General features: G+C 51.4%; 13 protein-coding genes. 8 read left to right on the forward strand and 5 right to left on the reverse strand.

Annotated elements, in window-relative coordinates:
- The first annotated feature begins 414 nt into the window (after positions 1-414).
- The 7 genes from AACH41_RS11705 (at position 415) to folE2 (ending at position 5,859) form a co-directional block, all read left to right on the forward strand.
- Positions 415-756 carry a prepilin-type N-terminal cleavage/methylation domain-containing protein gene (locus tag AACH41_RS11705; protein WP_338655277.1) on the forward strand — a complete coding sequence of 114 codons (342 nt, stop codon included), beginning with the start codon at positions 415-417 and terminating at the stop codon, positions 754-756.
- A gap of 87 nt (positions 757-843) precedes the next feature.
- Entirely contained in the window at positions 844-1,200 is a 357-nt protein-coding gene (locus AACH41_RS11710; RefSeq protein WP_338655279.1) for a prepilin-type N-terminal cleavage/methylation domain-containing protein, read from the forward strand.
- 56 nt (positions 1,201-1,256) lie between these two features.
- Positions 1,257-1,919, forward strand: coding sequence for a dienelactone hydrolase family protein (locus tag AACH41_RS11715; RefSeq protein ID WP_338657604.1), 663 nt, complete (start codon positions 1,257-1,259; stop codon positions 1,917-1,919).
- Positions 1,920-1,993: 74 nt separating this feature from the next.
- Positions 1,994-2,239 carry an exodeoxyribonuclease VII small subunit gene (locus AACH41_RS11720; RefSeq protein ID WP_194748651.1) on the forward strand — a complete coding sequence of 82 codons (246 nt, stop codon included), beginning with the start codon at positions 1,994-1,996 and terminating at the stop codon, positions 2,237-2,239.
- A 26-nt stretch (positions 2,240-2,265) separates the two neighbouring features.
- Complete coding sequence (locus AACH41_RS11725; RefSeq protein WP_338655281.1) at positions 2,266-3,156, forward strand: farnesyl diphosphate synthase; 891 nt, start codon at positions 2,266-2,268, stop codon at positions 3,154-3,156.
- 2 nt (positions 3,157-3,158) lie between these two features.
- On the forward strand, positions 3,159-5,003 hold the full coding sequence (gene dxs, locus AACH41_RS11730; protein WP_275356306.1) for a 1-deoxy-D-xylulose-5-phosphate synthase: 1,845 nt from the start codon (positions 3,159-3,161) through the stop codon (positions 5,001-5,003).
- A 49-nt stretch (positions 5,004-5,052) separates the two neighbouring features.
- The gene (gene folE2, locus AACH41_RS11735) at positions 5,053-5,859 is read left to right on the forward strand and encodes a GTP cyclohydrolase FolE2 (protein WP_275356307.1); all 807 of its coding nucleotides are present in this window, start codon (positions 5,053-5,055) and stop codon (positions 5,857-5,859) included.
- A 65-nt stretch (positions 5,860-5,924) separates the two neighbouring features.
- Here folE2 and AACH41_RS11740 read toward each other — a convergent pair whose 3' ends face one another.
- Together AACH41_RS11740 and aroC are read right to left on the reverse strand one after the other, a co-directional pair.
- Positions 5,925-7,097, reverse strand: coding sequence for an MFS transporter (locus AACH41_RS11740; protein ID WP_338655283.1), 1,173 nt, complete (start codon positions 7,095-7,097; stop codon positions 5,925-5,927).
- Positions 7,098-7,152: 55 nt separating this feature from the next.
- Complete coding sequence (aroC, locus tag AACH41_RS11745) at positions 7,153-8,244, reverse strand: chorismate synthase (RefSeq protein ID WP_275356308.1); 1,092 nt, start codon at positions 8,242-8,244, stop codon at positions 7,153-7,155.
- A 119-nt stretch (positions 8,245-8,363) separates the two neighbouring features.
- Between aroC and corA the strand changes: the two genes are divergently transcribed.
- Positions 8,364-9,452 (forward strand): magnesium/cobalt transporter CorA, encoded by a 1,089-nt coding sequence (corA, locus tag AACH41_RS11750; protein WP_338657605.1) that lies wholly within the window; start codon positions 8,364-8,366, stop codon positions 9,450-9,452.
- Positions 9,453-9,458: 6 nt separating this feature from the next.
- Here corA and AACH41_RS11755 read toward each other — a convergent pair whose 3' ends face one another.
- The 3 genes from AACH41_RS11755 to dnaK all read right to left on the reverse strand — a co-directional run bounded on the left by AACH41_RS11755 (position 9,459) and on the right by dnaK (position 13,891).
- On the reverse strand, positions 9,459-10,253 hold the full coding sequence (locus AACH41_RS11755; protein ID WP_338655286.1) for a ParA family protein: 795 nt from the start codon (positions 10,251-10,253) through the stop codon (positions 9,459-9,461).
- A 496-nt stretch (positions 10,254-10,749) separates the two neighbouring features.
- Entirely contained in the window at positions 10,750-11,880 is a 1,131-nt protein-coding gene (gene dnaJ / locus AACH41_RS11760) for a molecular chaperone DnaJ (protein ID WP_338655288.1), read from the reverse strand.
- 94 nt (positions 11,881-11,974) lie between these two features.
- Entirely contained in the window at positions 11,975-13,891 is a 1,917-nt protein-coding gene (gene dnaK / locus AACH41_RS11765) for a molecular chaperone DnaK (protein ID WP_338655290.1), read from the reverse strand.
- Positions 13,892-13,899 lie beyond the last annotated feature (8 nt).

A 13,899-nucleotide genomic window follows, 5' to 3' on the forward strand; every position in this document is an offset into this window, starting at 1 on the left:
CAACAGTAAACCCTGGTGGAAATTCTGGTAAGTCTTACGTTGTAAACAACACTGTTTTTGCAAATCAGTCACGGCCAAAAGCAAGCGACTGGCACCAAGTAAAGGGATTGTGTACCACACAATCCCTTTTTTGCATTTAGCCAAACCACCTGCCCAAAACCATCACCTATCCTGTCAAAGATGGGCAAAGCCTGTCACTTTCTGTCAGCTTAACTAATCGCAACCAAGCCCTCACTTTTTAAATTCAATTCGAAGAAATAAAGCATAAAAACCCTTTAATTCATATTTTTCAATCAGTTACAAACCACAAAAGAGGATTGGCACGCCTGTTGCTTTAGGGTTAGCCAACACTGTTGAAAAAGCAGTGACTTAAACAAAGAAGTAACTGACTTTAAACTTGACTTGAAGGAAAACATGATGAAAAAACACGCACAACAAGGTTTTACCCTGATTGAATTGATGATCGTGGTAGCGATTATTGGTATTTTGGCTTCTGTGGCGATTCCGGCTTATCAGGACTATACAAAAGAAGCTGCTGAAAGCTCATGCCAGCTGGAAGCCAAAGCTTATGCTGATCGCGTCATTATTGACTTCTCCAGAGGCGTCGCGCAAGCAAACCTGACCCAACCTCAAAATAAAGCCTGTTCAGGGATCGCTGCTCCAGCATCAGCTACAGCCACATTCACTGCAACATCTAAAAGCCCTGGTAGCAAAGTTTGGACTTGTGACTTAAGTGCAGGCGGCACCTGTTCATAACTGAATCTGAGATTTTGAGAGTTCAGTTAACAAATTGAATAGTAAATAAAGCCCTGCCAGTGCAGGGCTTTATTTTTTGGGGCCCTCATGAAAATAAAGCAAATTTGCGGTTTCACTTTAATCGAATTAATGGTTGCCATGGCTATTCTTGGTGTTTTGGCATCGGTGGCAATTCCAGCATATCAGAACTACACTAGAGAAGCATCGAACAACGCATGCTTGGCAGAATCAAGCATTTACGCAAGAAAAGTATATGCTGATATTCAACTCAACAAGAGTCCCTCTAATATTCCATTTCCTCTCGCTAAAGCCTGCACGAATATTAACAATGGCGCAAAGGTTACAGCAGTTACAAGCTTTATTTCCATTGCTAGACCACCCGGAAATGCATCAATTACCTGCGATTTAAATAATGGAGCCACCTGTACTATGGTTGCACCATGAATGACAAAAGAAAGCAAGTTGTTATACTAACGACCCGTTTTAAAAAGTTCACTGTAATGTTAGAGCATATTCTGGTTAATCATACGTCAACTTCTTCCACTGCCATCATCATCTGGCTCCACGGCCTAGGTGCCGACGGACATGACTTTGAGCCTGTGGTACAGATGCTCAACCTGCCCCACATAAAATTTATCTTACCCCACGCCCCCTATCGTCCAGTTACTCTGAATAACGGCTACGAGATGCGTGCCTGGTATGACATTTTTGGGCTACAGCCTGACAGCCCGCAAGATGAAGCTGGGATTAAAGGCATGCAAGCGACATTAATTGCGATGATAGAAGCCGAAATTGCGCAGGGCATCCCGGCGCACCGCATTTTACTGGCAGGGTTCTCGCAAGGCGGCGCGATGGCTTTACATACGGCAACGCGTTTTCCGCAAACGTTGGCAGGCGTTCTGGCGCTTTCCACATACTTACCCTTAAAGAGTCAACTCTCCCAAGAAAAACACCCAGCCAACCAGCAGTGCCCGATCTGGATGGCGCATGGCCGTTTTGATAGCGTAATTACCATGGCAACCGCGCAAGCTTCGCGGCAAACACTGGAGGCCACAGGCTATGCGGTGGAATGGCATGAATACGATATGCCGCATAGTGTTTGCGACGAAGAGATCAACGATATCCGCCAATTTTTGCTCAAGGTGCTTCCGCCAGCGCAATAACCCTATCTTGAGAATAATCCCGCAAGCAGGGGGAGTTTTGTTAAAATAGCCAGCGTTTTCATAGGCCTATTTTCATGAGTGCTCCCAAAAAAACACCGTCTGCGGTGAGTGATCAACCAAGTTTTGCCGAACGCCTAGCGGCGCTAGAAACCATCGTCAAGCGCATGGAGTCAGGCGAACTGCCGCTAGAGGCTTCACTGGCAGCCTATACTGAGGGCGTGCAATTGTTACAAGCTTGCCAGACCTCTTTAGAGCAAGCAGAACAAACCGTGATGCTGCTTAACCAACAACAGCAACTGACGCCCTTCGAAGCGAATTAACCCGCCAGCCACTTTCCTGTTTATTCATGACCACTTCTGCTTTTGTCTTTGATCATTGGGCACGCGCACATCAACAACATGTGGAGCAGGTGCTGGCTCGCCTTTTGCCTGGTGAGCAAATATTGCCTGAACGCCTGCACGAAGCCATGCGTTACGCGGTGCTCGGTGGAGGTAAACGGGTGCGTGCGTTATTGAGTTATGCCGCAGCAGAACTGGCAGGCACCTCCAGAATGACGGCTGATGCCAGTGCGGCAGCTGTCGAGTTGATTCACGCATTTTCATTGGTGCATGACGATATGCCATGCATGGATGACGACGATTTGCGTCGTGGCAAGCCGAGTTGCCATAAGCAATATGATGATGCCACCGCACTGCTGGTCGGTGATGCCTTGCAAAGTCTGGCATTTGAATGCATCGCCGAGACTCAGGCACCACAAGCGCTCAAGCAAGTGCAGGTATTGGCACAAGCGACCGGCTCACGTGGCATGTGTGGCGGCCAAAGCATCGATTTGCAGAGTACGGGCAAACGGCTGACGCGCGCTGAGTTAGAGACCATGCATCAATATAAAACTGGCGCGCTGATCCAAGCCGCGACATTGCTTGGCGCTTACGCGGCGCCAGACACCGCACCCGCGTTAATTCAGTGTCTTGAGCAATACAGCCAAAAGATGGGGCTGGCATTTCAGGTTGTCGATGACATTCTCGATGCAACGGCAGATACACAAACCCTGGGCAAAACGGCTGGCAAGGATGCGCTGCAAGACAAGTCTACCTACGTCAGCCTGCTGGGGCTGGAAGAGGCAAAAACACTGGTAGAAGCACTTTATGCTGAAGCGCTGCAATTATTGGCAGGCTATGGTGCCCAGGCGGATCCGCTGCGCGGGATTGCCAAATTTATTTGTGAGCGTCCTTTTTAATCATGACTTCACTGTTGTCCCGTATTCAATCCCCCACTGAGTTACGCGCACTCGAGCGCACACAACTCAAAGTGCTGGCTGCAGAGCTGCGAGCATTTCTGATTCAAAGCGTCTCGCAAACAGGGGGGCATCTGGCCTCTAACCTTGGCGTCGTCGAACTAACCATTGCGCTGCATTACATTTACAACACGCCGGATGACCGCTTAGTGTGGGACGTGGGCCATCAAACCTATCCGCACAAAATTCTGACCGGCAGACGCGAAGCCATGGCAAGCCTGCGCAAGGCGGGCGGGATTGCCGGTTTTCCCAAGCGTGATGAGAGTGAGTACGACACCTTTGGCACCGGCCACTCCAGCACCTCGATTTCTGCAGCGCTAGGCATGGCAGTAGCGGCCAAAGCGCAAGGACTCGATCGCCGCAGTGTTGCCATTATCGGTGATGGTGCCATGACCGCAGGCATGGCGTTTGAGGCGCTCAATAATGCGGGCGACATGGATACCAATATCCTGGTGATCCTCAATGACAACGACATGAGCATTTCCAACAATGTGGGGGCGCTCAACAATTACCTGGCTCGCCTCATGTCGGGCAAGTTGTATGACAGCGTACGCCGTAGCGGTAAAAAAGTGCTGGATATCATGCCGCCCGTCAAAGAATTTGCCAAACGCGCGGAAGAACATGCCAAAGGCATGGTCACGCCCGGCACCCTGTTTGAAGAATTCGGGTTTAATTACATCGGCCCGATTGATGGCCACGACATAGACACGCTGGTGGATACGCTGGGCAATATCCGCCAATTGCAAGGGCCGCAGTTCTTGCATGTGGTCACACAAAAAGGCAAAGGCTACAGCCCGGCCGAAGATAACCCGAACAAATACCACGGGGTAAGCAAGTTTGATCCGGAAAATGGCCACAGCCTGAGCCACAGCGACCGTCCAACCTATACGCAAGTGTTTGGTGATTGGCTGGTAGACATGGCCGCGGCAGATGACAAACTGATAGGCATCACGCCTGCCATGTGTGACGGTTCCGGACTCAATCGTTTTGCAGAGACGTATCCGGCACGCTATTTTGATGTCGGCATTGCTGAACAACACGCATTGACCTTTGCTGCTGGCATGGCGTGCGATGGCCTTAAGCCCGTAGTGGCGATCTACTCGACCTTTTTACAGCGCGCTTACGACCAATTGATCCACGATATTGCGCTGCAAAAACTGGATGTGTTACTGGCGATTGACCGTGCCGGGCTGGTCGGTGCCGATGGCCCCACCCATGCTGGCAGCTTTGATTTAAGCTTTTTGCGCTGCATCCCGGAGATCGTCATCATGGCGCCCAGCGATGAAAACGAGTGCCGGCTGATGCTGTCTACCGGCTACCACTACCCTGGGACTGCGGCTGTCCGCTATCCGCGCGGCAGTGGCATCGGTGCCACCGTGTCGCCCACGTTAGCGACGCTAGAAATCGGCAAAGCCAGCCAAGTCAGACAGGGCGTAAAAGTGGCAATTCTGGCGTTTGGCAGCATGCTGCAGCCTGCGTTACAAGCTGCAGAAGCTTTGAATGCCAGCGTGGTGAATATGCGCTTTATCAAGCCGCTGGATGAAGCGATGGTGTTGCACATGGCGCAAACCCACGACTACCTGGTCACGGTGGAAGAAAACGCTGTACAGGGTGGAGCTGGCGCTGCCGTCATGGAGTGCTTGCAGTCGCATGGCGTAGTGAAAGCCATCCGCTGTCTGGGACTTCCTGACCGTTTTATTGATCACGGCAAACATGAAACTATGCTTGCGGATTGTGGTCTAGACGAGACCGGTATACGCTTGGCTATTGAGAAATTAATTTCCGAGTAGTAAACTCAACTATTAACTAACAGGCGGGCATCACCGCTATGGAACCCTAATGAATCAACCCGTGATCCCCACAACGATTGAAGACGTACAAAATACGCCTGACGTGCGTCGTCTGGACATCAACAAAGTCGGCATCAAATCTATCCGTCACCCTGTGATTGTCAAAGACAAAACGGGCGGCGAACAACATACCGTAGCGATGTTTGATATGTTTGTGCACTTGCCGCACAATTTTAAAGGCACGCATATGTCTCGCTTTGTCGAGATATTGAACATGAACGAGCGTGCCATCTCGATTGATTCATTTGAAACCATCTTGCGCCAAATGGTTGAGCGCCTGGAGGCTGAATCAGGCTATGTGGAAATGCGTTTCCCTTACTTCATCAACAAAGCGGCGCCAGTATCTGGTGTGAAAAGCCTGCTTGATTATGAAGTAACGTTTATCGGTGAAATCAAAAACGGCCAGTTCGAGATTACCGTCAAGGTCATGGTACCAGTGACCAGCCTGTGCCCATGCAGCAAGAAAATTTCTGACTACGGCGCACATAATCAGCGCTCACATGTGACTGTGACTGCATTATTGAGCGAGTTTATGTGGCTGGAAGACTTGGTGACTCTGGTTGAAGAACAAGCCTCTTGCCAGTTGTATGGTCTGCTCAAGCGTCCAGATGAAAAATTCGTTACCGAGCGTGCCTATGACAATCCAAAATTTGTCGAGGATATGGTGCGTGACGTCGCAGCACAACTCAATGATGAAAAACGCATCATCAAATACGTTGTTGAATCTGAAAATTTCGAGTCTATCCACAATCACTCGGCTTATGCATTAATTGAGAAAGACAAACGTCTTTCATAACCGCACATGCAAATAAAAACGGCCATCAGGCCGTTTTTTTATACCTGCTGATGTGCCCACCTTCGCTAATGACTAAACATGCCATTGCGCGCATAAGGTTGGTGCAGATGCAGCCCCACCGCCACGATCACGGCCCCAAGGAGCGGAAACAGAGCCGCTAGCGTAAAGGTCAATTGGCCGCCTAAATACTGCAAGGCAAAACCGCCAAGTAAGCCACCCAGCGCGCCACCTACCCCGTACGCCACACTGTTATATATGGCCTGCCCTTTGGCCTGGTGACGGCCATTAAAATATTGCGTCACCACCTCGACCGAGGCCGCATGAAAACTGCCAAAGGTAAACGCATGCAGGGTTTGCGCCAGTAATAACAACCACAGTTGATCTGGCACCAGACCCATCATGGTAAAGCGCACCACGCCAATCAGCAGGCTCACCAGCAAAATGGTTTTGAGTTTAAAGCGTGCCATGATCCAGGGCATTTTCATGAAAATGCCAATTTCGCAAATCACGCCTAGCGACCATAACCAGCCGATCATGCCTTTGCTATAGCCATGCTCGACCAGATAAATCGAATAAAAGTTATACATGAGCCCATGCGCGGTCACCATCATGGCGCAGCCAATCAGCAGCGACATCACGGCTGGCTGCTTCAGAATTTGCCACACTGAAAAATCATCCTGCGCATGCGGTGGGACATGCGCCTCAGGTAATAACCAGGTCAGGCCAAACAAGCTGCATTGCACCAGCAGAATAAACCAGAGCAGGCTGCCTATGCCAAACCAGTCCGTCAGGTAACCGAGTAAGACTGAGGCCACAATAAAGCCCCAGGAGCCCCACAAACGGATTTTGCTGTAATGGCCGTTGGTGCTGGCCAAATGCGCCAGTACCAGCGACTCCGACAGCGGCAAGGTGGAGCTAGTAAATAAACTTAAGGCGACCATGACAATAAACATGGTCTTGAAATCATGGGCCCAAAAGATGGCGACAAAGCCCAGCAAGCCGAGAAACGCGGTCACGCGTATCCAGCGTACACGTTGCCGGGTATGGTCAGCCAGCCAGCCCCACAGATTGGGCGCGACGATCCGGCTCAACTGAAACAGCGACATGAGGATGCCGATATCCGCAGGACTGAAGGATTCGGCCGTCAGATAAAGCCCCCAGTAGGGAACGAACGCACCGACGAAAAAGTAGTAGATGAAATAAAAGCGCGACAGATTAAAGTGTAAGGCGTGGCTCATGACAGTTGTGCGCTTTAAAGGTCACCGCCCAGGCGCAGGCCATGGGCGGGTGAAATTACAGACGAGGCGTGTTTGAATGCACGTCCGCATTCTGGCCGCGATGACGCAGGGCATGATCCATCAGCACCAATGCCAGCATCGCCTCAACGATAGGCGTGGCCCGGATGCCGACACAAGGGTCATGACGGCCCGTGGTTTGCATCATGATCGCCTCGCCAGACTGATTAATTGAACGACGCGCTTGCGGGATACTGGACGTGGGCTTGAACGCGACATTGACCACAATGTCCTGACCGCTGGAAATGCCGCCCAAAATGCCCCCGGCATGGTTGGTGGCAAACCCTTCTGGCGTCAACTCATCACAATGCTCGCTGCCGCGCTGGGCAATCGAATCAAACCCGGCACCGATTTCCACGCCTTTAACGGCATTAATGCCCATCATCGCATGCGCAATATCGGCATCCAGACGGTCGAAAATCGGTTCGCCCAGACCAACCGGCACGCGTTCGGCCACCACAGTAATCTGAGCACCGACAGAATCGCGCTCGCTACGGATCTGGTCCATATAAGCTTCAAGTTGCGGCAACATCTCGACATTGGGGGCAAAGAAAGCATTGCCCTCATGTGCCAGCGCTTCCCAGCCCACAAACGGCACCTTGATTTCACCGAGTTGGCTCAAATAGCCGCGGATTTCTACGCCGTATTGTTGCTTGAGCCATTTTTTGGCAATGGCGCCGGCGGCTACACGCACCGCAGTTTCACGCGCACTGGAACGGCCACCGCCACGGTAATCGCGAATGCCGTATTTCTGGGCATAGGTATAATCCGCATGCCCAGGACGGAAAGTGTCCATGATTTTGCTGTAATCCTGCGAGCGCTGATCGGTATTGCGAATCAGCAAACCAATCGGTGTACCAGTCGTTTTGCCTTCAAACACGCCAGACAAAATCTCAACCTCATCGGCTTCAGCCCGTTGTGTGACGTGGCGTGAAGTCCCTGGTTTGCGGCGATCAAGATCGACTTGCAAATCGGCCGCGCTCAACTCCAGCCCTGGTGGACAGCCATCCACAATCCCGCCAATGGCCGGACCATGCGATTCGCCGAATGAGGTCAGGGTAAACAGGGTGCCGATGGTATTGCCAGACATGTGAACTCTCACTGAATAATTTTGTTTATTTTATCATAGACTGCCTGCGACCCCGCCCACGGGTTGATTTCCGGGCCTTGAACGCTTATGCTGAAACGGCTTATTGATCTGGGACCATGATGGCTAAACGCAAGCACCCGCACCGCAAACATCGCCTGTTAGGCAAGCCGCAAACCGGCATCGACACGAACACGCAAACAGAGTCAACCGCCGCCTGCATTCACAAAATTTGCTACAACGCGCAAGCGCTAGTCGCGCAGCAACTGACCATGCAGGAGATCACTGATTGGCAGGCGCCTGGCGGGCATGTGGCCTGGATTAATGTGCACGGCGTACTGGATATTCCCCTGCTACAAGCCGTCGCCCGTCGTTTCAAGCTGCATCCGTTGGTACTGGACGATATTTTAAACACCGAACAGCGTCCCAAACTGGATACCTACCCCGACTACCTGTTTCTGGAAACGCGCCTGTTTTACTATGATGCTGAAAGCATGAGTGTGAGCTCCGAGCAAATCAGCATGGCCTTGGGTCGTGAGTGGCTGCTGACTTTTCAGGAAAGGCCCTCTGGCAGTTTTGAGCCCGTGCGCGAGCGCTTGCGGCAGGGCCAGGCCTTGCTGCGTCAAAGTGGCCCGGACTACTTGTGCTATACCCTGCTAGATAGCCTGATGGAACGTTACTTTCAGGTGCTGGAGGCCATAAATGAGGATGCCGAACAACTCGAAGCCCATTTGCTTAACCAGCCCACGCCGGAAGACCTGCAGAATATCCACCGCCTCAAACATGTGTCCATCCAGCTCAGACGGGCAGTATGGCCCTTGCGAGAAGTGCTCAATAGCCTGATCCGCAATGAACACGGATTCTTTAGTCCGCAAACCGTGCCTTACCTGCGCGACCTGTATGATCACACCGTGCATTTTACCGAGTCGCTGGAAGCGATCCGCGACACCTTGAGTGGACTCATGGATATTTACATGACCAGCTTGAGTCAGCGCGTCAACCTGGAAGTACGGGCATTGACCGTGGTCGCCATGCTGTTTATGCCAGCGACACTGATTGCGGGGATTTTTGGCATGAACTTCAATGAAATGCCCTGGCTCAAGGAGCCAAACGGCTTTTGGTGGGCGATGTTGATGATGCTGGGCATTGCCTTGGCCATGCTGCTAGTTTTCTGGCGGCGGCAGTGGTTAAGCAGCCGCCGTGAAGCTTAGTGGCGCTCAGGCAAGCGTCGCCAGCGGTTGCCGGTTCAATTGCCTGAACACATCCTGCAGCTCGAAGTAAAGCGCCAGATAGTCATGGGCGGCGGCACTTTGTGCGTCATACTCAAACACATGCTGCCCCATACGCAGACTTTCGCTCAAGGCAGCATGCTCACCAATTTTGGTCATGAGCAGCTCCTGACCAAACAGGCGGCGCATTTCCTGCTCCACCTCAGTGGTCATGCTCTTGCGTGACTCGGCACGCGTGAGCAGGTAGCGGCGTGCGATCTTGCGCTTGAGCACGGGCTGCAAGGCATTGAGCGCCTTGTCCATTCTGACCGCAGAATGAATCGATAAATAATCCGTGGTCACAGGGACCACGACCAGGTCACTGGCAAACACGGCACTTAATGAAATCACCCCCATGTAAGGGCAGCAATCCATCACCACCGTTAACGCAGGCTGCTGTTGTGCCAGGGTGTCCAAGCCCGCATTCAACTTACTCAGGGTCGCCGGTCCACGGCCAAATTGCGAATCGAGCTTGCTTAACGCATGATTGGCCGTAATCACTTGCAAACCATTACGTAGCGGTTGAACCAGGTTGGCGACAGCGGTGCCACGCTCATAAAAATCGAGCAGGCTGGACTGAACATTCAACCCTGTGTGCTTATATATCTCGGTCAATCTTGCCTGCGGATCCATATCCAGCAACAACGCTGGACGTTGTTTGCGCTGGTAAGCGGCGGCCAGATTTAGCGCAGTCGTCGTCGCCCCAACTCCGGCTTTCTGATTAAGAATGGCAATTTTTAACATGAGGGTATGAATGCAAAGTCGTGCTTGAGGAAATCATTTCAGACCTGGATATTTCAGACCTAGATGCGCACTATCATAAACGATGTTGCCAGTAGAGACCACCCCGCACCGTCTGCGTAAGCCACAAAGCCGGGCGCACAAAGCAAACAGTACAAAAAAAGAAACCCGCAAAAGCGGGTTAAAAGGGGGTTTGGATCAGGAGGAAATCAATGCTAGTCGTTGAAAATCAACTAAACCTAGCCATCAAACAAAACATTTTGTGTTTCGTTTAAAGATGTGTTCAGTATAGGGAGGAGTTATTGCAGTAATTTGACCAAGCTGTAACTGAATTGTAAAACTGAAAATTCAATTGTTATTAAATTGTAACTTTAATAAAAACAACAACTTGCAAGAATCGCTTGAAAAACTGTTTTAAATAAAACAGTCAAAAATGGAATCACCGTTAGTCTAACAGAAGGCGGCTCGCCAGACTAACGGCTTTGATCAAAGACAAGAATTAGCTGAAAAAATCGCGTGCTTTATCGACCCAACTTTTGTTCTTCGGGCTATGTTTGCCCGCATCCGCCTGGGTGCTGTTCTCAAACTCGCGCAACAACTCTTTTTGCTTCTCGGTCAGGCGCACCGGTGTTTCAACCACCACATGCACCATGAGATCGCCATGCTCGCTAGAGCGCAAAGGCTTGATGCCCTTGCCACGCAAACGGAACACGCTGCCGGTCTGTGTTTCTGCTGGAATCTTCATTTTGGCAGCGCCATCCAGAGTTGGCACTTCGATTTCGCCGCCAAGGGCAGCGGTACTGAAGCTGATCGGCATCTCGCAATGCAGGTTTGCGCCATCGCGCTGGAAGATCGGATGTTCCTTGAGGTGGACCACCACATACAAATCACCGGTTGGCCCCCCGTTGACGCCAGCCTCCCCTTCACCGCTTAAACGAATGCGGTCGCCTTCATCCACACCGGCCGGAATTTTCACGTTCAGTGTCTTGTTCTGTTTGACGCGTCCATTGCCATGGCAAGTTGGGCACGGGTCTTTCACCATCTTGCCGGTGCCGTGACACTTGGGACAGGTCTGCTGCACAGAGAAAAAGCCCTGCTGCATGCGCACCTGACCATGCCCGTTACAAGTAGTACAAGTGACAGGAGAGGTGCCAGGCCGTGCGCCAGAGCCATGACAGGTTTCACAGGTGGCTTGCACCGGAATACGGATTTTGGTTTCGGTGCCGCGCGCCGCCTCTTCAAGCGAAATTTCGAGGTTATACCGTAAGTCTGCACCACGATAGACGTTGGAACGCTGATTGCGTCCACCGCCGAAAATATCGCCAAAAATATCGCCAAAAGCATCACTGAATCCACCGCCACCGAAGCCGCCAAAGCCAGCGCCGCTGCCCATGCTCGGGTCTACCCCGGCGTGACCATATTGGTCGTAAGCGGCGCGCTTTTGCTCATCGCTGAGCACTTCATAGGCTTCTTTTGCTTCCTTAAAGCTCTCTTCGGCTTTAGGGTTATCCGGGTTACGGTCCGGGTGAAACTTCATCGCCAGCTTTTTAAAGGCTTTTTTAATTTCCTCATCGCTGGCGTCCCGGTTCACACCGAGTACTTCATAATAGTCTTTTTTTGCAGCTGCCATTGCTTGCCTTTTTCATGTCCAGTTAACAGCGTCTAGAAATGCGAAAGTCGTTAGCCTGCAAGAGGACTAACGACTATTCGCCTGCCGTGTCGAATTAGTCCTTTTTCACTTCTTCGAACTCGGCATCGACCACATCGCCTTCCACGGTTTTTTCACCTTGGGGCTGTGCGCTCTCGGTATTAGCTTGAGCCTGTTGCTCAGCGTATACCTTCTCTCCCAGTTTTTGCGAAGCTTCCATCAATGCGTTGGTTTTGGATTCAATGTCGGCTTTGTCATCGCCTTTAGCGACATCTTCCAGCGCCTTGATTGCGTCTTCGATCTTGGCTTTTTCATCTGCCTCCATCTTGTCGCCATGCTCACCCAGCGATTTTTTCACGCTGTGCAATACACTGTCAGCCTGGTTACGGGCATCGACCAGTTCACGCAGTTTCTTGTCTTCGTCTGCATATTTGGCCGCATCTTCTTCCATGCGCTGAATTTCTTCTTCAGACAAGCCGGAGTTTGCCTTGATGGTGATTTTGTTTTCTTTGCCAGTCGCCTTGTCTTTCGCAGACACATGCAGAATACCGTTGGCATCGATATCAAAAGTCACTTCAATCTGTGGCATGCCACGCGGTGCGGGTGGAATATCGCTCAAGTTGAACTGACCCAAGCTCTTGTTACCTGAGGCCATTTCACGCTCACCTTGCAGCACGTGAATGGTCACGGCATTCTGGTTGTCTTCAGCCGTAGAGAACACTTGCGAAGCCTTAGTCGGAATCGTGGTGTTTTTCTTGATCAGCTTGGTCATCACGCTGCCCAGGGTTTCAATACCCAGTGACAATGGGGTCACATCCAGCAGCAATACGTCTTTGACATCGCCTTTCAATACGCCGCCCTGAATCGCAGCACCTACCGCCACGGCTTCATCCGGGTTCACGTCTTTACGTGGCTCCTTGCCAAAAATCTCTTTCACTTTTTCTTGCACTTTAGGCATACGGCTCTGACCACCAACCAAAATCACGTCAGAGATGTCAGAAGGCGACACGCCTGCGTCTTTCAATGCCATTTTGCAAGGCGCCATGGTGCGCTCGATCAGGTCTTCCACCAGGGATTCCAGTTTGGCGCGGGTGATTTTCACCACCAAGTGCTTAGGACCCGTTGCATCTGCCGTGATGTACGGCAGGTTGACTTCTGTCTGTTGTGCGCCGGACAACTCGATCTTGGCTTTTTCAGCTGCCTCTTTCAGACGCTGTTTAGCCAGCAAGTCGTTGCGCAGGTCCAGACCGTTTTCTTTTTTAAACTCATCGGCCAAGAAGTCGATGATGCGGTTATCAAAGTCTTCACCACCGAGGAACGTGTCACCGTTGGTGGACAACACTTCAAACTGGTGCTCGCCATCAATCTCAGTAATTTCGATAATCGAAATATCGAACGTACCACCACCCAGGTCATACACCGCGATCTTGCGGTCACCTTCCTGTTTATCCAAACCAAATGCCAATGCGGCAGCGGTTGGCTCGTTGATAATCCGTTTCACTTCCAGACCGGCAATACGGCCTGCATCTTTGGTGGCCTGACGCTGACTGTCGTTAAAGTAAGCAGGCACGGTAATCACGGCCTCGGTCACTTCTTCGCCCAAATAGTCTTCAGCAGTTTTCTTCATCTTGCGCAGCACTTCTGCGGAGATTTGTGGCGGCGCCTGTTTTTTGCCGCGTACTTCGACCCAAGCGTCACCATTGTCGGCTTTGGCAATGGTGTAAGGCATGAGGTCGATGTCTTTTTGCACTTCTTTTTCGTCAAAGCGACGGCCAATCAGACGCTTCACCGCAAACAGGGTGTTTTTCGGGTTGGTCACGGCCTGACGTTTAGCAGGGGCACCGACCAGAATCTCGCCATCTTCCTGATAAGCGATGATAGAAGGTGTGGTACGCGCACCTTCAGCGTTTTCAATCACACGAGGTTTCCCGCCTTCCATCACTGCCACGCAGGAGTTGGTGGTCCCCAAGTCAATCCCGATAATCTTTGCCATAGTCGTTA

Source organism: Methylophilus sp. DW102, from assembly GCF_037076555.1.
GTDB lineage: Bacteria > Pseudomonadota > Gammaproteobacteria > Burkholderiales > Methylophilaceae > Methylophilus > Methylophilus glucosoxydans.

Bases quoted from the DNA above. Each gene is read 5' to 3' on its own strand.
- AACH41_RS11705 (WP_338655277.1), top strand. From the start codon at position 415: ATGATGAAAAAACACGCACAACAAGGTTTTACCCTGATTGAATTGATG.
- AACH41_RS11710 (WP_338655279.1), top strand. From the start codon at position 844: ATGAAAATAAAGCAAATTTGCGGTTTCACTTTAATCGAATTAATGGTT.
- AACH41_RS11715 (WP_338657604.1), top strand. From the start codon at position 1,257: ATGTTAGAGCATATTCTGGTTAATCATACGTCAACTTCTTCCACTGCC.
- AACH41_RS11720 (WP_194748651.1), top strand. From the start codon at position 1,994: ATGAGTGCTCCCAAAAAAACACCGTCTGCGGTGAGTGATCAACCAAGT.
- AACH41_RS11725 (WP_338655281.1), top strand. From the start codon at position 2,266: ATGACCACTTCTGCTTTTGTCTTTGATCATTGGGCACGCGCACATCAA.
- dxs (WP_275356306.1), top strand. From the start codon at position 3,159: ATGACTTCACTGTTGTCCCGTATTCAATCCCCCACTGAGTTACGCGCA.
- folE2 (WP_275356307.1), top strand. From the start codon at position 5,053: ATGAATCAACCCGTGATCCCCACAACGATTGAAGACGTACAAAATACG.
- AACH41_RS11740 (WP_338655283.1), bottom strand. From the start codon at position 7,097: ATGAGCCACGCCTTACACTTTAATCTGTCGCGCTTTTATTTCATCTAC.
- aroC (WP_275356308.1), bottom strand. From the start codon at position 8,244: ATGTCTGGCAATACCATCGGCACCCTGTTTACCCTGACCTCATTCGGC.
- corA (WP_338657605.1), top strand. From the start codon at position 8,364: ATGGCTAAACGCAAGCACCCGCACCGCAAACATCGCCTGTTAGGCAAG.
- AACH41_RS11755 (WP_338655286.1), bottom strand. From the start codon at position 10,253: ATGTTAAAAATTGCCATTCTTAATCAGAAAGCCGGAGTTGGGGCGACG.
- dnaJ (WP_338655288.1), bottom strand. From the start codon at position 11,880: ATGGCAGCTGCAAAAAAAGACTATTATGAAGTACTCGGTGTGAACCGG.
- dnaK (WP_338655290.1), bottom strand. From the start codon at position 13,891: ATGGCAAAGATTATCGGGATTGACTTGGGGACCACCAACTCCTGCGTG.